At 70.0% G+C, this 18,656-nt stretch carries 16 protein-coding genes and 4 pseudogenes; 10 read left to right on the top strand and 10 right to left on the bottom strand.

Going from position 1 to position 18,656, the window contains the following annotated elements; translation table 11 throughout:
• Positions 1-19: 19 nt before the first annotated feature.
• Together ABT078_RS12920 and ABT078_RS12915 are read left to right on the top strand one after the other, a co-directional pair.
• Complete coding sequence (locus ABT078_RS12920) at positions 20-931, top strand: adhesin (protein ID WP_351226860.1); 912 nt, start codon at positions 20-22, stop codon at positions 929-931.
• A gap of 187 nt (positions 932-1,118) precedes the next feature.
• The gene (locus tag ABT078_RS12915) at positions 1,119-1,949 is read left to right on the top strand and encodes an adhesin (RefSeq protein ID WP_351226858.1); all 831 of its coding nucleotides are present in this window, start codon (positions 1,119-1,121) and stop codon (positions 1,947-1,949) included.
• A gap of 82 nt (positions 1,950-2,031) precedes the next feature.
• On the opposite strand, the gene ABT078_RS12910 is transcribed toward ABT078_RS12915, so the two are convergent.
• On the bottom strand, positions 2,032-2,952 hold the full coding sequence (locus tag ABT078_RS12910; RefSeq protein WP_351226856.1) for a right-handed parallel beta-helix repeat-containing protein: 921 nt from the start codon (positions 2,950-2,952) through the stop codon (positions 2,032-2,034).
• A gap of 363 nt (positions 2,953-3,315) precedes the next feature.
• On the opposite strand from ABT078_RS12910, the pseudogene ABT078_RS42660 reads away from it, so the two are divergent.
• From ABT078_RS42660 to ABT078_RS12890, 4 genes and pseudogenes are all read left to right on the top strand, one after another.
• Positions 3,316-3,462: pseudogene (locus ABT078_RS42660) on the top strand (hypothetical protein); the annotation flags it as partial.
• 158 nt (positions 3,463-3,620) lie between these two features.
• On the top strand, positions 3,621-5,063 hold the full coding sequence (locus ABT078_RS12900; RefSeq protein ID WP_351226852.1) for a glycoside hydrolase domain-containing protein: 1,443 nt from the start codon (positions 3,621-3,623) through the stop codon (positions 5,061-5,063).
• A gap of 56 nt (positions 5,064-5,119) precedes the next feature.
• Positions 5,120-5,524, top strand: a complete 405-nt coding sequence (locus tag ABT078_RS12895; protein ID WP_351226850.1) for a hypothetical protein — start codon at positions 5,120-5,122, stop codon at positions 5,522-5,524.
• Positions 5,521-6,189, top strand: coding sequence for a hypothetical protein (locus ABT078_RS12890; protein WP_351226848.1), 669 nt, complete (start codon positions 5,521-5,523; stop codon positions 6,187-6,189). The genes ABT078_RS12895 and ABT078_RS12890 overlap by 4 nt, the downstream gene beginning before the upstream one ends.
• A gap of 263 nt (positions 6,190-6,452) precedes the next feature.
• On the opposite strand, the gene ABT078_RS12885 is transcribed toward ABT078_RS12890, so the two are convergent.
• On the bottom strand, positions 6,453-7,967 hold the full coding sequence (locus ABT078_RS12885; protein WP_351226846.1) for a glycoside hydrolase family 3 protein: 1,515 nt from the start codon (positions 7,965-7,967) through the stop codon (positions 6,453-6,455).
• 448 nt (positions 7,968-8,415) lie between these two features.
• Positions 8,416-8,826 carry a Fur family transcriptional regulator gene (locus ABT078_RS12880; RefSeq protein WP_351226844.1) on the bottom strand — a complete coding sequence of 137 codons (411 nt, stop codon included), beginning with the start codon at positions 8,824-8,826 and terminating at the stop codon, positions 8,416-8,418.
• Between the two features lie 195 nt (positions 8,827-9,021).
• On the opposite strand from ABT078_RS12880, the pseudogene ABT078_RS12875 reads away from it, so the two are divergent.
• A pseudogene (locus ABT078_RS12875) lies at positions 9,022-9,383 on the top strand (transcriptional repressor).
• A gap of 24 nt (positions 9,384-9,407) precedes the next feature.
• Positions 9,408-11,639, top strand: a complete 2,232-nt coding sequence (gene katG / locus ABT078_RS12870; RefSeq protein WP_351226842.1) for a catalase/peroxidase HPI — start codon at positions 9,408-9,410, stop codon at positions 11,637-11,639.
• Between the two features lie 127 nt (positions 11,640-11,766).
• On the opposite strand, the pseudogene ABT078_RS12865 reads toward katG, so the two are convergent.
• Positions 11,767-13,065, bottom strand: a pseudogene (locus tag ABT078_RS12865) (AfsR/SARP family transcriptional regulator); the annotation flags it as partial.
• Positions 13,066-13,226: 161 nt separating this feature from the next.
• Here ABT078_RS12865 and ABT078_RS12860 point away from each other — a divergent pair.
• Positions 13,227-13,802, top strand: coding sequence for a hypothetical protein (locus ABT078_RS12860; RefSeq protein ID WP_351226840.1), 576 nt, complete (start codon positions 13,227-13,229; stop codon positions 13,800-13,802).
• A 103-nt stretch (positions 13,803-13,905) separates the two neighbouring features.
• Here the strand turns inward: ABT078_RS12860 and ABT078_RS12855 are convergent.
• Both ABT078_RS12855 and ABT078_RS12850 read right to left on the bottom strand, forming a co-directional pair.
• Positions 13,906-14,315 (bottom strand): annotated as a pseudogene (locus tag ABT078_RS12855) (VOC family protein).
• 10 nt (positions 14,316-14,325) lie between these two features.
• Complete coding sequence (locus ABT078_RS12850; protein WP_351226838.1) at positions 14,326-14,769, bottom strand: helix-turn-helix transcriptional regulator; 444 nt, start codon at positions 14,767-14,769, stop codon at positions 14,326-14,328.
• 317 nt (positions 14,770-15,086) lie between these two features.
• Here ABT078_RS12850 and ABT078_RS12845 point away from each other — a divergent pair, with 317 nt between their 5' ends.
• Positions 15,087-15,428, top strand: coding sequence for a hypothetical protein (locus tag ABT078_RS12845; RefSeq protein WP_351226836.1), 342 nt, complete (start codon positions 15,087-15,089; stop codon positions 15,426-15,428).
• A gap of 107 nt (positions 15,429-15,535) precedes the next feature.
• Here ABT078_RS12845 and ABT078_RS12840 read toward each other — a convergent pair whose 3' ends face one another.
• From ABT078_RS12840 to ABT078_RS12825, 4 genes are all read right to left on the bottom strand, one after another.
• On the bottom strand, positions 15,536-16,354 hold the full coding sequence (locus ABT078_RS12840) for a hypothetical protein (RefSeq protein WP_351226834.1): 819 nt from the start codon (positions 16,352-16,354) through the stop codon (positions 15,536-15,538).
• 10 nt (positions 16,355-16,364) lie between these two features.
• Positions 16,365-16,868 (bottom strand): SigE family RNA polymerase sigma factor, encoded by a 504-nt coding sequence (locus ABT078_RS12835; RefSeq protein WP_351226832.1) that lies wholly within the window; start codon positions 16,866-16,868, stop codon positions 16,365-16,367.
• A gap of 667 nt (positions 16,869-17,535) precedes the next feature.
• Positions 17,536-18,045 carry a hypothetical protein gene (locus ABT078_RS12830; protein WP_351226830.1) on the bottom strand — a complete coding sequence of 170 codons (510 nt, stop codon included), beginning with the start codon at positions 18,043-18,045 and terminating at the stop codon, positions 17,536-17,538.
• Positions 18,046-18,262: 217 nt separating this feature from the next.
• Complete coding sequence (locus ABT078_RS12825; RefSeq protein WP_351226828.1) at positions 18,263-18,475, bottom strand: hypothetical protein; 213 nt, start codon at positions 18,473-18,475, stop codon at positions 18,263-18,265.
• Between the last annotated feature and the right edge of the window lie 181 nt (positions 18,476-18,656).

Here is an 18,656-nt window from a genome sequence, read left to right as displayed (position 1 = left end):
CCGCTGCATAGTGAGGCGCATGGTGTGCGAGAGATGCGGCGGAACGCACCGGGGCGCGCTGCCGGGGATGGTGACGGATTCGTGCACCGTCGATGCCGTTCCGGCGCGATCCAGGACGGTGCGGGAATCGCCGCCCGGGCTGAGGGCACTGCCGACAGCGGGAGTTGTGCTCGCCATCGGCGGGCTGCTGGCCGGCGCCGCCCTGCTCCTGACGGGCGGGGAGGACAACCGGACGGCCGGGGCCGGTCCAGCGGTCGACGACCTCACGCTGGGCGGGCTGCCTAGCCGGGTGGGCCCGACGTCCGTGGCGGAGGACTCGCCGTCACCGAGTGCGACGAGCCCCAAGCCCTCGCACAAGCCGAAACCGCCGTCCAAGCCGAAACCGGAGCCGGAGCCGGAACGTTCCGAGCCTTCGGCCCCCCCGACGTTCAGCGAGTGGGTGGGGCCGGGCTGCCCGCACGGAGTGCGGACGTACGGGCGGTTCTCGGACGGGCGCGACGGCTGGTACGAGGTCGATTCCGGCGGCCACGACGGGGATGCGTGCGACGGTCGGTTCATCGCCGTACCGATGTCGGGGGCACGGGACCGGGACCGGGGGAACACGGTCACCTGGAACTGGCGTCCGGGCGATGGCCATACGAAGTGCTCGGTGTCGGTGCGCATTCCGTGGAGCCCGCGCGAGGAGGACGTTGCCGGTGACCCGACGCGCTACAACGTGCTGTCGGACGGGGACGACGGCGACAGCATCGTCACGTACTTCCAGATCGACCAGCCGAGCATGCGGGGCGGTGTCGTGGTCGTGAACGATCTCCCTGTCCGGCAGGGCGAGTTGACGATCCAGCTTGTGGACCGGGGTCAGGACTGGGGCCATGGGTACGTGGACGGCGGGCATCACGCAGCGGCGCAGATACGGGCGGACTGCACGGCGTGAGGACGTGACCGGACGGCGGTCCGACGGGACGGCGGCGTACACCTGGGCGTCGATGAGATGTTCGGTGGGACATTCGTGTGGGTGTTCGTGTAGGCGTTCGCCCTCCGTGACGGTTGGGGTTCCTGCATAGTGACCTGGTATGGCGTGCGAACGTTGCGGCAGTGAAAGGCGGGGCCCGCTGCCCGGCATGAGTTGTCCCGACTGCGGGTTCGTGGTGCGGGCCGGCCGTGGCTCGGGTACGTCGTGGATCGCGCGCGAAACGCTCGCGGGCCGGATCTCGACGCTTTCCCGGGTCCGCAAAACCGTGCTGGCGACGGGAGTCGTGGTCGTTCTGGGCTGCTTCGTCGCCGCCGCGGCACTGATCGGGGGCTCCGAGGCGAACGGCGGGGCGGGCGGAGCCCAGGCGGCGGAGGACGACATCGCGGGCCCGGGCATACCGACGAGGCTCGGCCCGACGTCACTGCCGGATCCGGATGACCCGGGCGACCGGAACGACGGCTCGCCGGGGTTCGAGGAGTGGGCGGGTCCGGGCTGCACGACGGGCAACTACCGCGAGGACGGCCGCTTCGAGAACGGGCACGCCGCCTGGTACACCGTGTCCTCCGGCGGCCGGCGCGACGAGTCGTGCGACGGCAGCTTCACGGCCGTCCCCATGTCGGGCAGCCCCACCAAGGACGACGGGGGCACGGCGACCTGGAGCTGGGACCTCGGGCAGGACTACGAGCAGTGCTCGCTCGCCGTCTTCGTACCCTTCACCACCCGTGCCATGGACGTGGCAGGCGACCCCACCTTCTACCGCGTCCTGGCCGACCCCGCCGACCCGGCTTCCGGCTACACCGGCTTCGGCGTCCGCCAGACCGACCATCGCGGCGCCGTGGTCCCGGTCGGCAGCTATCCGGTCAAGGGGGACCGCACCTTCGCGGTCCAGCTGATCGACCGAGGGCGCGACTGGGGGACGGCGGAGCGGTTGGGGGCGCATCATGCGGCGGCGCAGATGAGGCTGACGTGCCGTAGCTGAACGGGGCAGGCACGAACAGGGCGCAGGGGCACCGCCGGGGATTCCCGTCCCGGCGGTGCCCCTTGAGGGACGGTGGGCGAGGTCAGCCGACGCAGTTGGGCACGGCGTTGGCCGGGGCGCAGTTGTTCGGGTGGTTCTGGCGCACCTTGGAGTCGGTGAGCGTCACCGTGCCGCCGGCCTCGAAGATGCCGCCGCCGCCGAGAGTGCCAGGGGGAGGGCCCGCGATGCCCGCGGTGTTCCGCTCCACCCTGGAGCGGATCAGGGACGCCAGCCCACCGGAGACGAAGAGGCCGCCGCCCTGGTCCGTCGCTCCGTTACGGAATACGAGCGAGTCGAGGACCGCCACGGTGCCACCGCTGCTGGCGATGCCGCCGCCGTCGACGGAGATGTTGTGGCGCACGCTGGAGTGGGAAAGCGTCACCGTGCCGGCGCCGAAGTTGAAGACGCCGCCGCCGCTCTCCGCGGCCGTGTTGTGCCGCACCGTGGTGCGGGTCAGGTTCACCGTGCCTTCGTCGTTGAAGATGCCGCCTCCGCGCGCGGCCGTGTTGTGGCGCACGGTGGTGTTGAACAGCGTCAGCGTGCCGCCGTTGTTGAAGACGCCGCCGCCGCGTCCGGCCGCCGAGGCGTCGGCGTTGGCGGCGCCGTTGGCGATGGACAGATCCTTCATCCGCACGTGGATGGGTCCGGTGACGGTCACGGTCGGGCCTGCGAACCTCCCGTCGAGGACCGTGTGCTTGTCACCGATCAGGGTCAGATTCCTGGTGATGGCGAAGGGCCCGATGCAGGTTCCCTGTACCTTCAGCTCCGCCCTGTCGGCGGCGCTGTTGATCGCGTTCTGCAGGGCCGAGGGGTTGCCCTTGCAGTTCACCACGGTGGATGTCACGCCCGCGGCCTGAACCGCCACGACGGGCCCGACCGCCCCCGTTGCCACCGCCATCGTCGCCACGGTCGCCATCCATGCCCACCGGCGCTGCGCCGCCCGGGCTGCTCGCTTGATGAGCATCCAGTCACTCCCGTCTCTGCGCGGGGTCACGCCCGACGGTCCTGCCCCGCTGCCGTTCTGCGCACGGGCACTCCGAACGCCCGCGCTCTGAGGTGACCGGTGCCCCGGTCGGCCTGCGCCGCGCCGAGGAAGGTCCTCGTTTCATCCGAACGGCTCGGATCAATGACCGGTACGGCCCACGGACGGGACGGAGCGACGGGCGGGTCGGCCGGGACCGACCGCACGACAACGCGTAAGACACGGCGGAGAGGTCCGATGCGTAGTGTCCGCGCTCACGGCACCGGGCCACGTGTGGCTGCCGGGTCTCCCCGGGGCTCACGCGGCGATCGGCTGCCCTGTCGTATCACCTAGGGTGAAAGGCATGTGACCGTGGCGGATGAGAAGGTCCTCGACGCGCAGAAGTGGGTGAACGCCACCTACGACAACGTGGCGGGGTACGTGCGATGCCCGGAGGACGGCCGCACGGGCTGGACCACCATGAACTCCCTGATCATGGGATTGCAGACGGAACTGGGCATCAGCCCCGTGGTCGCGAACTTCGGCCCCGGAACCATGGAAAAGGTGACCGCGCTCGGCACGATCGGGTTCGGCTGGAACGTCAACCCCAACATCGTCCGCATCGTCCAGCACGCCCTGCGCGGTGGCTGTACGGGAACGGGTACCGGATCGTGGGCCGCTACCTCTACGACCCGCCGGGCTCGACCCTGGACAAGGAGATCAAGCCGGGGGAGCTGCAGAGGATGTTCGACGCCGGGCTGCGGGTGTTCCCGATCTACCAGGACAACGCGCGCGAGCTGTCGGACTTCACATACACACAGGGATACCAGCACGGTCTGAACGCCCATGCGCTGGCGGCGGGCTACGGCTTCAACCGGGGGACGGTCATCTACTTCGCGGTGGACTACGACGCCACCCAGGAGGAGATCGACGCGGCGATCGTCCCGTACTTCCACGGTGTGGCCGGGGCGCTGTCGAACCAGGGCAAGCGATACATCCATGGGGTGTACGGGTCGCGGAACGTGTGCCACAACGTGACGAATCGGACGGACGCCCGGTACTCGTTCGTGTCCGGCATGTCCTGGGGGTTCTCCGGCAATCTCGGCTTCACCCTCCCGCCGAACTGGTCGTTCAACCAGATCAAGGAGTTCCTGGTCACCAACGGGGCCGACCAGTTCGACCTGGACCGGGACGTGTGGCGCAACGGGTCGGATCCGGGCACGAGCTCGGTCAACAGCTCTGCGGGGCCGGCCGATGACTTCATCGACTACATCAGCCGCCTGTACGACATCGCCGTGGACTACGGCAGCAGCGACCGGAGGCCGAGCCAGCTCGTCATGGAGTTCATCCGCCACGAACGGTACGGCGGGGCCGACTGGGACTTCCTCATCGGCGGGTACGACGGCGACTTCGTCGGCCATGCCAAGAGCCGGGGCATGTCGGTCATGAAGGAGTTCACGGACCCCTTCACCGGTCACGAACTCGGCGCCGAGCATCTGATGGCGACCGCCAACGGCCATCTGGTCACGCCCCAGCCGTCGAACCCGAAGAGCGTCAATGGCGGCGACGTGGCGGGATGGGGCGGCGATCTCCTCACCTTCTACGTGGACTGGCGCAACTCCAAGGAGCAGTACCCGTCGGGTCACACCTTCTGCCTGGAGAGACTGGCGAAGATCGGCGTCACGTCCAGCTTCGGCTTCGCCGACCTCGTCGAGGACGCCGACGGGTACCTGCTCGCGCGGGCCGTCAATGCCGGCAGGACCATCGTGGACGCCGTGCGGGACCACTACAACGGCGGGGGTGGCCTGCGCCGGTTCCGGGACTACTACGCCAAGCGGTTCACAAACGCCGAGGACGCCAACTTCCTCGCGCACAACATGCTGACCGCGTTCGACGACGTGAAGGTTGTCGCGGCGCAGAAGTTCCTCGTCCTCGTCCAGGGTGGCGCGGCACTTCCCGAGACGATCGGTTACAGCGAGCTGCAGCCGTACGAGCAGGGGTTCGCCGACACACTGCTGGCGCGTACCGGTCAGGAGGAGAGCCTCGTCTCCACCTACAAGAAGAATCACGAGGCGTATCTGCGCGCCGCACGATCGAGGGCCGCACGCAGGTAGCCGACCAGAAGCAGTCGCACACAGGTAGTCGCACACAAGCAAGGGGCAGGGGACGCGTGGTGGCTTTTGTCGTCGTGGCCGTGGTCGCACTGGTCGGGTGGAGCACGTGGAGGATCGTCCGCGGTGGGGTCACCGGCCGGTGGAACCGTCCGGCGTGGTGGCTGCTCCTGGCATTCGTGTGCCTGGTCGCGGGTGCCGTCGTCTGGTCGGCGGGTGCCTTCGCCGGCGGCCATGACATCGCCGACACGTGCCGGCGCGCCGGCCAGGTCTACGACGTGGCGTACCGCGAGGAGCACTGGCAGGAGCCCCGCCAGTGGTTCCCGCTGCACAACAGGTGCAACGCCGCCTACGACGCCGTCCCCGGCTACGTCAATCCCTCCGTGGTCATCCTGGCCGTCTGCACCGTGCTCGCCCTGGGCGGGGCGGTGGGGTCGGCGATCATCCGAAGGAAGAAGCCGTGACACATCTCTTTGACCGCCGCCGAGTTCTGACCGCCGGCGCGGGCCTCGCCGCGGTCACCGCGCTACCGCCCGTGCTGTCCGGCCCCGCCCACGCCGCCGAGCCCGGCGCCGCCCGCCTCTGGCGCGAGAGCACCTCGGCCAACGGCTGGCCGATCCTCGACGACGCCCCTTCGCACCGGGTCGAGGGCAGCGGCCGTACCGTGCGCCTGGCCGAGGGGGACGCCGCGGTGATCCTGCTCCACATCGCGCGCCGGTTCCACTACGAGGTGGACGGCCTGCGCCCGGCCGACCTGAGCGGCCACACCACGGACCGGCGGGTGCGCGAGGCGTACGAGTCGAACCACCTGTCCGGTTCGGCGATCGCGATCCGTCCGCACGCCTATCCGGTCGGCGTGAAGGGCGGCCTGTACCCGAACGAGCTCGTGGTGATCCGGGACGTCCTCGCCGAACTCGACGGCGTCGTGCGGTGGGGCGGGGACGCGAAGGTGCCGAAGGAGTCCCATTTCGAGCTGGCGCTGAGGCCGCGGCATCCGAGACTCAAGGGCGTGGCGCGGAAGATCCGGGGGTGGACCGACGCCCCGGGCGGTGAGGGCGCGGGCTCGACCGACGCCTTCGACCCGAGGCGCCGCACCGCGGCGCAGGCGTTCGCGCAGCGCACCGCCTAGCGTTCGAGGAGTACAACGGCCCCTCGGCAGATCCTGGCCGAGGGGCCGTCCGCATGGCGCTAGGTGCCGGGCGGTGCCCGGCCGGCACCGGCCGCGGCATGCACTCGGCGTCCGGCAAGGCGCCACGACCGGACCCACTCATTGCCGAACCCGTGTTCCCCTACGGTGGACTGGACCGACTCGTGGAGTCAATTTTCACCTGGCTGCCGCCCGCTCCCGAGTCTCCTGAGAAACCGGCCGGTTGGCAGTCGCGGAGGCGCCGGTCAGGAGGCGCCGACCAGCACCTCGGCCGCGGCGATCCCCGACACACGTGTCGCGCCGTGGGTGGCCAGGTACACCGCTCCGGGGCGGTCGTCCGCGGGTACGCCCATCTCCACGACCAGGGCGTCGGGGCGGCGGCGCACCAGGCCGGCCAGGGCCTGTGCCATCCAGCGGTAGCGGGCCGCGTCGCGGACGACGACGACCAGGGCCCGTCCGTCCGCGGGGGCCAGCGCCAGCCGGTCCAGCAGGTCCTCCGTGTCGGCCAGTTCGGACTCCCGCAGCCGCACGGACGTGGTGCCAGGGCGCAGGGCCTTCAGCGGGTCGGCCACGCCCCAGGGGGTGCTGCCGTCGATGGCGAGGTTCGTGGTCGGGGACAGCTCGACCACGTGCGGGGCGCCGACGAGTGGGAACTCGGTGCCGGTGTCCGCCTTGCGGTGCACGCGCACCGCGCGCCGGGCCGCCACCATCCCGATGCCGGAGGCGTCGTCGTCCGGGGCGGCGGAGCGCGCCAGATCGCCCGACCACGCGGCGAACTCCTCCACCCGCGCCGATGCTTCGGCGAGCCGCTCCTCGGGCAGCGTGCCGTCGAGGACGGCCTGGACGAGGGCGTCGGTCAGTTCGACGGTGGTGGCCTCCTCGGCGCTCTCGCCGCCGACGCACACCGCGTCGACGCCGCCCGCGACCGCCATGACGGTCGCACCGGTGATGCCGTAGCGGTCGGAGACGGCGCCCATCTCGATGCCGTCGGTGACGACGAGACCGGTGAAACCGAGGTCGCCGCGCAGCAGGTCGTTGATGATGCGGTGGCTCAGCGTCGCGGGCAGGCTCTCGTCGTAGGCCGGGATGAGCATGTGGGCGGTCATGATGGTGCGCACGCCCGCGTCCATGGCCGCGACGAACGGCGGAAGGGCGATGCGCCCGATCACGTCGGCGTCGGCCGAGACCTGCGGCAGGCCGTGGTGGGAGTCGACGCTGGTGTCGCCGTGGCCGGGGAAGTGCTTGGCGCAGGCGGCGACGCCCGCGGACTGCAGGCCGCGGATCCAGGCGGAGGTGTGGCGGGAGACGACATCGGTGCGCGCACCGAAGGAGCGCACCCCGATGACGGGGTTCATCGGGTTGGAGTTGACGTCGGCGCTGGGTGCGTAGTTCAACGAGACTCCGACGGCCCGCAGTTCGCGGCCGATGTCACGGGCCACCTGTTCGGTCAGGTCGATGTCGTCGATGGAACCCAGGGCCAGGTTGCCGGGGCGGGAGGCTCCCGTCCGCGCCTCCAGGCGCGTGACGTCGCCTGCCTCCTCGTCGATGGCGATGATGAGGTCGGGGTTCTCGGCGCGCAGCGACGCGGTGAGCGCGGCGACCTGCTCGGGGCTCTGGATGTTGCGGCCGAACAGGACGACGGAGCGGAGGCCTTCGGAGATCCTGCGGAGGACCCAGTCCGGAGCCGTGGTGCCCACGAATCCCGGCTGGAGCACGGAGTTGGCCAGCCGCATGAGTTCCGGGTGGCTGCTCTCTGCCATGGGGACCTCCGGAGAAGGTGGGTGTGGAGCGGGGAAATCGGCAGGCCGCGACATCATCATTGGTACAGGCCAAGCGGATATTGGCCTATACCAATATGGACTGTCAAGGAAGCCCGTCGATGCGGATTCGCATCGAGGAGGTCGGTGCTGAGCGGGCCTTGACGGTCGCGCCGGCGGCGGAGCGACCGACCGCCCGACGCCCGATCGAGGCGCTGCGAGACCGCGGACATGACCGTCCCCCGCACCCTGGGCACGGGTGCGGGGGACAGTGTGCGTGCGAGGCCGCCGTCGGACGGGCCGGCTGCCCGCGGCCCTGCGGCGTCGCATCCACCACGTCGGCGCGCTGCCTGCGACGGCGAGCGCCGCAGCCGCAGCGGCGATCACGCCGACGGGGGTGCTGTGGCCCGCTCGGTGCGGGGCGCCCCTCCTCGGACAGGGCGGACCGTGCCTAGGAGCAGGACGGACACAGCCCGCGGTAGGTGACGTCGACCGTGGACACGGTGAAGCCGAATCGTTCCTGGGCCGGGAGGTCGGCCAGCGGATCGCCCGTCGGGTGGACATCGCGGATGGTGCCGCAGCCGGAGCACACCAGGTGCTGGTGCGGGTGGTGGGCGTTGGGGTCGTAGCGTTTGGCGCGGCCTTCGGTGGAGACCTCTGCGACCTCACCGAGGGAGACCAGCTCGCCCAGGGTGTTGTAGACGGTCGCCCGGGAGATCTCGGGCAGCCGCCGAGCCGCGCGGGCGTGCACCTCGTCGGCCGTGAGATGCACGTGGTCGCCGTCGAGGACCTCCGCAACGACACGCCGCTGGGAGGTCATTCGCCAGCCACGCCCTCGCAGTCGCTCCAGCAGGTCACTCATATCGGTGCACCTATTCGGGTTCGGCGGGAGTACACGAAGTTCGCCCGCGGACGTCCTGGTTCTGATTGGATATGGGTTTGACGCGCTTCTTGACTTAGACCCTGTCCATCGTAGGATCGGCTCCGGCGATAGCCAAGGGGCAGGAAGACTCCAGTACGGCAGGAGACAGAGACGTGACGGGACGCCGCCGAGGAGCTGCGCGGTGCCGGCCTGCGGAGTGACGGCCGCCCGCGTCCCGCTGTCCGGGACCGTCCGGGACGGTGATCACCTCGGCATCGAGGCGATCGCCTCGAAGGCGTGCGATCGCGTGGGCCGTATCTCCCTTCACGTCGTATGCGAGTCCCTCGACGCGCTCACGGCGGCGGGACCCGTACGCCGGACAGCACCGGTCGGCAGCCCGGCCCGGTTCGCGCGGCACGTCGGGGACCACCGTCATCACGTCGCCCACCTGCCCGACCGCGTCCGGCGGCCACGGCTTCTCGACCGACGAGACCGAGGCCGTCAACCGGGGTCTGCGCCCCGACTGTTCCACTGCCCGCAGTTTCCGAGCACCGTGATCCGCCTGGTCCGGAAGGATTCCCATGTCTGAGAACCATGATGCAATCGTCACAGACGCAAAAACGGAGGGCGCTGGTGGCTGCCCGGTAGCGCACGGGCGCGCCCCGCACCCGACTCAGGGCGGCGGAAACCGCCAGTGGTGGCCGGAACGGCTCAACCTGAGGATTCTTGCCAAGAACCCCGCCGTGGCCAATCCCCTCGGCGAGGAGTTCGACTATGCCGAGGCGTTCAAGACCCTCGACCTCCCGGCGGTGAAGCGGGACATCGCGGAGGTGTTGACGACCTCCCAGGACTGGTGGCCGGCCGACTTCGGGCACTACGGCCCGTTCATGATCCGGATGGCGTGGCACAGCGCGGGCACCTACCGGATCAGCGACGGCCGTGGCGGTGCCGGGGCCGGCCAGCAGCGCTTCGCCCCCCTCAACAGCTGGCCGGACAACGGGAACCTGGACAAGGCCCGCCGTCTGCTGTGGCCGGTCAAGAAGAAGTACGGCCAGAACCTCTCGTGGGCCGACCTCATGATCCTCGCCGGCAACGTCGCCCTGGAGTCGATGGGCTTCAAGACCTTCGGCTTCGGCGGCGGCCGTGCGGACGTCTGGGAGCCCGACGAGGACGTCTACTGGGGTCCCGAGACCACCTGGCTCGGCGACCAGCGCTACACCGGCGACCGTGAGCTCGAAAACCCCCTCGGCGCGGTCCAGATGGGCCTCATCTACGTCAACCCGGAAGGCCCGAACGGCACCCCGGATCCGCTCGCCGCGGCCCGCGACATCCGCGAGACGTTCCACCGGATGGCGATGAACGACGAGGAGACGGTCGCCCTGATCGCGGGCGGCCACACCTTCGGCAAGACCCACGGCGCGGGCCCCGCGGACCACGTCGGCCCCGACCCCGAGGCAGCATCGCTCGAGGAGCAGGGCCTTGGCTGGAGGAACGCCTTCGGCACCGGCAAGGGCGGGGACGCGATCACCAGCGGCCTCGAGGGCATCTGGACGAACACCCCGATCACCTGGGACAACAGCTTCTTCGAGATTCTCTTCGGCTATGAGTGGGAGCTGTTCAAGAGCCCCGCCGGCGCGCACCAGTGGCGACCGAAGGACGGCGCCGGGGCGGGCACCGTGCCCGACGCCCACGACGCGTCGAAGAGCCACGCCCCGACGATGCTGACGACCGACCTCTCGCTCCGTTTCGACCCGTCCTACGAGCAGATCTCGAGGCGCTTCCTCGAGAACCCGGACGAGTTCGCGGACGCCTTCGCCCGCGCGTGGTTCAAGCTGACCCACCGTGACATGGGCCCGATCGTGCGCTACCTCGGCCCGGAGGTCCCGGCCGAGACGCTGCTGTGGCAGGACCCCCTCCCCTCGGTGACGCACGAACTCGTCGACGCCGGTGACATCGCCTCGCTCAAGGACCAGATCCTCGCCTCGGGGCTGTCGGTGTCCCGGCTCGTGTCCACCGCCTGGGCGTCGGCCTCGTCCTTCCGCGGCAGCGACAAGCGCGGCGGTGCCAACGGTGCCCGCATCCGCCTTCAGCCGCAGAGCGGATGGGAGGTCAACGAGCCCGACGAGCTGGCGACGGTGCTGCGCACCCTGGAGGGCATTCAGGAGGCCTTCAACGCCGCCCGGACCGGCGGCAAGCAGATCTCGCTCGCCGACCTGATCGTGCTCGCCGGTGCCGCGGGCGTCGAGAAGGCCGCCAAGGAGGCCGGCTTCGACGTCGAGGTCCCCTTCACTCCGGGTCGCGTGGACGCGTCGCAGGAGCAGACCGACGTGGAGTCGTTCGCCGCCCTCGAGCCGGCCGCCGACGGGTTCCGCAACCACCTCGGGAAGGGCAACCGGCTGCCGGCCGAGTATCTGCTGCTCGACCGGGCGAACCTGCTGACCCTGAGCGCCCCCGAGCTGACGGTCCTCGTAGGTGGCCTCCGCGTCCTGGGCGCGAACTACCAGCAGTCGTCGCTCGGCGTCTTCACCACGACCCCCGGGTCTCTGACCAACGACTTCTTCGCCAACCTGCTCGACCTGGGCACGACGTGGAAGGCGACGTCCGAGGACCAGAACACGTTCGAGGGCCGCGACGCCGCCACGGGCGAGGTCAAGTGGACCGGCAGCCGTGCGGACCTCGTCTTCGGGTCGAACTCCGAGCTGCGTGCGCTCGCGGAGGTCTACGCGAGCGACGACGCGAAGGAGAAGTTCGTGAACGACTTCGTCGCGGCGTGGAACAAGGTGATGAACCTCGACCGGTTCGACCTCGTCTGATCACGGCGTCCGGGTCGGCCCGCGCCGGCCGACCCGGACGCCGTCGACCTCGCACCGCGTCCCCGCTCTCCAAGGGCTCCAGCGTGACCCGTCGGTCGGCGTCCAGTTCGGCCAGCCGCCGTCGGCCAGCCACCAGCACCCTGCTTCCCGCTCCTGAGGGCAGCAGCGGTCGTATCTGGTCGGCGTCCAGGGCATCGTCCAGCACGAGGAGCAGTCGTAGCGAGCTCGTTGCCGCGCGCCAGACGGCAGTGAGTTCCTCGAGGTCGCTCGGCAACTCGCCTTTGGCCGCGCCGAGCGATCGCAGCAGTCGCTGCAGCGCTTGCTCCGGCGATTGCCGCCGCTGTGTGCTGTGCGCGCGCAGGTCCACGAACAGGCAACCGTCCGGGTAATGGGCGCTGAGCTCACGGGCCGCGCGGACGACGAGCGCGGTCTTGCCGACCCCGGCCGTGCCGTCCACCGTCACGATCGATACGGATCCGGGCGTGGAAGGCGCGATCAGCTGCCCCAGCTCGGCCTCCCGCCCGATCAGGCGTCCGGCGTCGCCCGGCAGTTCATTGACTGCGGGGTGGAGCCGGGGCCGCGTGGGCAAAGTGGCGGAGCGTGCCGCGGCCGGACCGAGGAGACGTTCGTCGTCCCGGCGCAGCACCGCTTCATGTACGCGGCGGAGTTCACCGCCAGGATCGACCCCGAGTTCGTCGCGCAGGCGCTCGCACATGCCCTGATAGACGTCCAGCGCCTCCACCTGGCGTTCGCTGCCGTACAGGGCGCGCATGCGCAGCGCCGACAGCGACTCGTCGTACGGATGGGACGCGGCCAGGGCGGCGATGCCGTCCAGGGCATCGGCGAACCGGCCCAGCAGGACCAGGCATTCGAGCCGCTCCAGCCGAACCGTGCGCAGGCGCTCCAGCAGCCGCTGCCGCTCTGCTTCGGCGTACGGCCCCGGCAGCCCGGCCAACGGCTCGCCGTCGAAAAGGGCGAGCGCCCCCGACAACCGGTCCAGCGCGGTGGCCGGATCGCCGGTCGCCTTCGCGTGCCGAGCTCCGTCGACCTGCTCGGTCAGGTCCGCCAGATCGAGTCCGACCCCGTCGGCGACGAGGCGGTACCCGCCCCGTTCCCCGCGGATCAGCGAGTCGGCCGGCCCGGTGCTCTCGGCGTCGAGGATCCGCCGCAACGCGTAGATGTAGCTGGGCAGTACGCTGCGGCCCGACTTCGGCGGTTCGGTGCCCCAGACCCCGTCGAGCAACTGCTCGTGGCTCACCAGGAACCCCGGACGCAGCGCGAGTGCGGCCAGTACGGCCTGTCGCCGGACGGGCCCCAGGGCCAGCGGCGTGCTGTCGTGCCAGGCCCGCACGGGCCCGAGCACCGCGAGCCGAAGCCGTCGACGAGATCCCGCGCCCACCCGAAGCCTCCGCTCCGCCCCGCGCATCATCAGAATTTCATGGGCATTCCAGCGTCTGCCGCCATGGTTTGCAAGTGCCCATCGCAATCTCGCGGACAACCGCGGGCAAGCACCGGAGGGGCGCTGTGCCGGGCGGCGGCCGTTGGCGGGGGGGAACGGCCGCCGCCCCCCTAGGAGGGAACACGAACGTGACCGTCGTCGACGAACCTCTCACGAGGTTGCTGAAACAGCGGAAGCTCTTCCTCACGCGGGAGCGTAGCGATGCCGCGGAGATCGTGTACGTATGCCTGGACGACGGGCTTCCCGGCGGTTATCCCGTCGGCTACGTCATCCCGTCCCGTGCGGGGACCTGGTTCGCGTACGCCCGGGCCCGCCCCGGCCGCGTCTTCGCCAACGACCAGGTGGACGCCGGCCTGTTGAACGTCGAGGAAGCGGTACGCGCCGTCCTCGATCACGCCCGCTACGGGGACGTCCTGTTCGCCCTGGAACAGGGAGCCGGCTCCGACACCACGTACACCGTCGAGGTGCAGCACGTCCACGCCACCTGGCTCGCCGCGCTCGCCGAGCCCGAAGGCATCACCCACCTCGGCAACGGCAGAGTCCGCTTCACCGGCCCCGCCGTCGCGTATCTGCGCGGTCTTCCGGAACGGCTCGGCTGCCATGTGGACGACGAGGACCGGCTCCGGCTCGCGGGCGAGTCGTACCGGTTGGTCCGCGAGCCGCAGCACTCCGGCGAGGCACGCCCTGAAGGAGGCATGGGATGACCGGGGTCGGTGACCGTGGCCACCAGTAGGCCGCCACCGCCGTCGTGCGCGGGCTCCTCCACTGTGCCGTCCGTGCAGGTCATGTCGTTGATCGCCGGACGGCTCAGCGCAGCTCCTGGATGCGGATCATGTTGCCCGCGGGATCGCGGAAGGCGCAGTCGCGCACGCCGTAGGGCTGCTCGGTCGGCTCCTGGACGACCTCGGCGTCGTTGGCCCGCAGCCGTTCGAAGGTGCCGTCGAGATCGGTGGTGGCCAGGAGGATGCCTCCGTAGGTGCCCTTGGCCATCATCTCGACGATGGTGCGACGCTCGTCGTCGGTCACGCCGGGGTCGGCGGCCGGCGGATGCAGGACGACGGACGTGCCGGGCTGGTCGGCGGGGCCGACCGTGATCCAGCGCATCCCCTCGTATCCGACGTCGTCGCGGACCTCGAAGCCGAGGTGTCCCGATAGAAGGCCAGGGCTGCGTCCGGGTCGTCATGCGGGAGGAAGCTCGCGTGAATGGTGATGGCCATGCTGGGCACGCTAGCTGGGGCTCAGCGGTGGCGCTTCTCGATTCCTGATCGGTCTGGTCACCTGTTTCGCCACGCACGACGGCATCCCGGCGGTCGCGCGCGCCGCGTCGCGCCGGTAGGCGCTGGGCGGCATACCGACCAGTTCGGTGAAGCGAGTGCTGAAGGTGCCCAGCGACGAGCAGCCGACAGCGAAACAGACCTCGGTGACGCTGAGGTCACCACGACGCAGCAACGTCATCGCGCGCTCGATGCGCCGCGTCATCAGGTAGCTGTACGGCGACTCGCCGTACGCGGCCCGGAACTCCCGGCTGAGGTGCCCGGCCGACATGTTCACGCCGCGCGCGAGCGCCTCGACGTCCAGCGGCTGCGCGTACTCCCGGTCGATCCGGTCGCGAACACGGCGCAGGAGCGCCAGGTCGCGCAGGCGCTGCGCCGAGGCGGGTCTGCTGGTCACATGCGAAATCGTACGTCGAACCGGGATCGCCTGGCGGTGTCACCGGGTCTTCTTGCACGTCATCGACGTCGATGACGTCGATGACGTCTATGTCCGGCCGGACGCCGGTGAAGTCGGCCCACGTCTCGTCGTGCATCGGCGGATGCAGATCGCGCATCGACTCCCGTTCCTGCTCAGCTTTGACAAGCCCGTCGAGGACAAGGACCTCGCGCTGCTGTTCGGCGGCATCCTCGCGCTGGTCGGCGCCGTGGTTGCGCCTGGCGACGAGCCGTCATGTAGGCCTGGATCGCAGCCTCGGCCAGGCGGAGACCACAGCGGTGCGGCCCATCGGCACTCTCGACCAGGGAACCGTCGCGGTCACCGCGGGCCTTGCCCACCTGGCCGGGCTGCTGGTCGGATTGGACATCGCCCGCAACACAGTCCTGATTCTGGCCGTTGCCCTTCTCGTTCGGCGGGTGATCAACGAAGCAGCCGCGACCGTAGTGGGCCTCATGGTCCTCATCCTCAACCTTGTCGCAGGCCGCGCCTACACCCCCGACGGATTTGTCGGCCACACCTGGTGGGCCATCGCCCTCTACCCGGCCGACAGCATCAGCGCATGGCTGGTCACCATGCTGGTGTTCGCTCTCGCGCTCCCTCTCGGGCTCCCTCGCCGCTAGGTGAATCCGCCACCTGAGCTGAATCCCGGGGGCCGTCCCCCATGGCGGCCAAGCCCTGGACATCCCATGTGGCACGGCTGGCGCAAGGCCACGGTGCGTGCCGGGCCTCACCCACCGCGGACGGACTGCTGCTTCTTGAGCACCGGGTGTTCGTCCGCGTAGCGCACGAGCTCCAGCAGCGCCTCGTCCCGCGCGGCGGCCAACAACTGCTCCCCGTTCACCGGGGCGGACACGCCCGCGGCGTCGTCGGGCGAGACCGCCAGCCACACCTTGCTCTGCCCGTACGAGAAGGTGACGTTCGTGGAGGAGATTCCCTCGTTCGTCGGCATGAGCATGACCGTCGCCGGGATGCCGCCGGGCAACTCGGCCACGCTGCAGGAGATCCCCTTCACCGGGGCGTCCGGGCAAGGCTTCTGCTGCCGCCCGTCCTGCGGCTGCACGGAGAAGATCACCGGGAACTTCCTCCCGTCCTTTTCCGCCTGGTACAGCCGCACCGAGAGGTCCACCGGACGGATCTCGCCGGCCGCGCCGCCCAGCGTCCGGTTCAGCGAGGCGGCGGCCCGCTGCTGGAAGTCCTCCAGCCGCTTGCGCTCGGCGTCCGGCAGCTCGGCCATGGACTCCTCGCCCGGCGTCGGCTCCACATGCACCGGCGTCCGGTACGGGACGGGGCTTGTCGGCGGTGCGGCCGGTACGACGACCCCGCCTCCATCCCCGTCGCTTCCCGGCAGTGCGACCATCCCGAGCGTCCCCAGCACGGCCACACCCGCGACGCTCGCCGCGACCGCTGCCAGCCGCGCCCGCACCCGGCGGCGCTGGCCCTGCGCCACGGCCGCGGGTGCCAGATCGGGTAGCGCGGGCAGGTCGGCTGTCGTACGCTCCATCGCTTCTCTGACCCGCAGGGCGTCCTCGTCGCTCACAGCACTCACAGCGGTCCCCTCAGCTCTCGGTGGTGTAGACATGGGCTTCGCCGAGCTGCTCCCGCAGCCGCGCCAGCGAGCGTGAGCACTGGCTCTTGACCGTCGACTCGCTGCACTTGAGCAGCCGGGCGACCGTTTCCACGCTGAGGTCCTCCCAGTAGCGCAGCACGACCATCGCCCGTGCGCGCGGCGGCAGTTCTGCAAGCGCAGCCAGGAGCGTCACGCGCAGATCGGCGTGGAGCGGGGCGGGTGGCGGGTCGGCCGGCCCATGGGCGAGCAGATCCCGCAGCCGGCGGCGCCGCTCGGCGAGGAAGGTGCGGGTCATCACAGTCCTGGCGTACGCGTCCAGATGGTTGGCCGCGCTCGCCCGCCGCCAGTGCTGGAACAGCTTGGCGAGCGTCGACTGCACCAGGTCCCGGGCGTCGTCGGCGTCCCCGCACAGCAGATACGCCGTGCGGTAGAGCCTCCGCTGACTGTCCCGCGCGTACGCCTCGAAGTCCTGATGCCGGTCCACTCCTGGCATACGACCCTCCCCTTTCCCGCCCTTGCGCTCCTGCACGCGCCCTCATCCCTCTTCAGAGCGCGGTCGCGTCGAAAAGGTTGAAGAGTTTGACGCGATTGCCGACAAGAGCGCTGGGATGCCTCAACGACCCGGAAGGCAGCGATCACTTCGGGTGACGGTACGGCCTATCCGGGACCGCGCTCCGTAGGTGCGTCCTCAGTCGCGTCCATCGGAGCAGTCATGGCAACAACCCGTCGCTTCGAGCGGGCCACCGAGGAGCACTGCTTCGTCCGTCCCCGAACCACGACGACTCCGTCCACGAGCACCCGGTCGAAGGGCAGATCAAGATTCTTTCGCCTGGTCGAACTTCCAGCCCTCCGCGGACGGGACATCCCCGCGGTGCCTGGAACGTGCGTGTGGCGGTGGATGCCCCGGGGCCGGACGCTCGCGCCATCGACGTCACTATTGGATGGCCAGGCGAGTAACCCGATGAAGCCGCGGCCTCACATGGACGGAGCGTCCTGACCGCAGGACCAGGACCCTCGTACGTGGCAACCTTCTGATCCGTAGCTCTGACCGGATCGGTCAGCGACGGTCATTCCGGGCGCTAGGAGGCGCCGGAGGGACGGTAGTGAACGGGGAAGGTTGCTGGGGTCGCGGTACGGGGCTGCTGTACCGGGCGGGGTAGCTACCCCGCTCGTTCGAGGGTCAAGTCGCTGCGAGCAGGTTCGGCTCGCCACATAGCAGTCAGCTGGGGGTAGGACTCGATGAAGCGACGCATCTCTCCGAGCGCGGCAGTCCTTGACGCGCCGATCGCGCCGTAGTCGAACCCGGTGTCCTGATGTCCCAAGCTGTCGAGATCAGCCCATGCCGGGTCGTCGCCGAAGATGAGCTGCAACTCCACTTTCCAGTACTCCGGCTGCCAGTGCGGACCGTCGCGCCCACCGTCGTCGTTGACCGCGAGCAGCCGCCCGAAGGACAGCGCAGGCTGGTCATCGTTCCAGTCCCACTCGCCCCACTCGACGATGAAGCCGTCGCCATCGTTCCCGGGACTCTCGATCCCTGCGATCCCGATCTGGAGAAACTCGGCGAAGGCGTCCCACGCAGCGTTGACGTCGTGTACGGCATCGGGCTCGACCCCACGCTGTCTCAGCATCTGCGCGAACACTTCGGCGCTGGATCGCCATGGAATGGGCATGCGGGATGCTACCGCGGTGGCCGGCATTGGCCCTGGAGCACCTGCTTGGAAGGCCCCGTAACCGGGTCCGGCCTGACCAGGCAAGGCGCTGACCTGTGCGTTCGGGCGCGGTTCACTGAGGTTCCCCGTTGTTCCCCGCCGCTCACTGGCTGATCGGGCACGCAGGGGGCACGGGCGGCGCCCTTCCGGTCTTCCGGCGCCCCAGAGTCCCGCGGGGCTAGGGGCGGTAATAAAGGTCGCTCATGGTTGGCGGGGTGTTGTGCACCGCGTTGGAGTTGTAGGACACCCGGTCGTTGTGCGCCTGTACCCGCCGCGCTTGCTCGATCAGGAGTCCGTCGACGTTCTCCGTGCTGCTGCGACGCAGGAGCTTGACGATCAGGACAACCGCGATCGCAGTCATGAGTCCGAACATGACGCCGAGCTCGATCACAGAAACCCCCGCTGCTGTGGCTACTCAGCCTCACGATAGCGGCCGCCCTGGCGGCGGACTAGATGGCGGGCCACGTGGTCGGCGGGAGCGGCTTTGGGCTGGAGTCTCAATGACGAAGTCAAGCCGCTTGCGTGACCGGTGGGGCGGCGGTGAAGACCCGTCCGTCACGCAGCAGCGCCCA

The organism is Streptomyces sp. NPDC002133 (assembly GCF_040296405.1).
Classification (GTDB): domain Bacteria; phylum Actinomycetota; class Actinomycetes; order Streptomycetales; family Streptomycetaceae; genus Streptomyces.
Note: the sequence above shows the minus strand (reverse complement) of the source record. Positions and strands in the feature narration are given on the sequence as shown.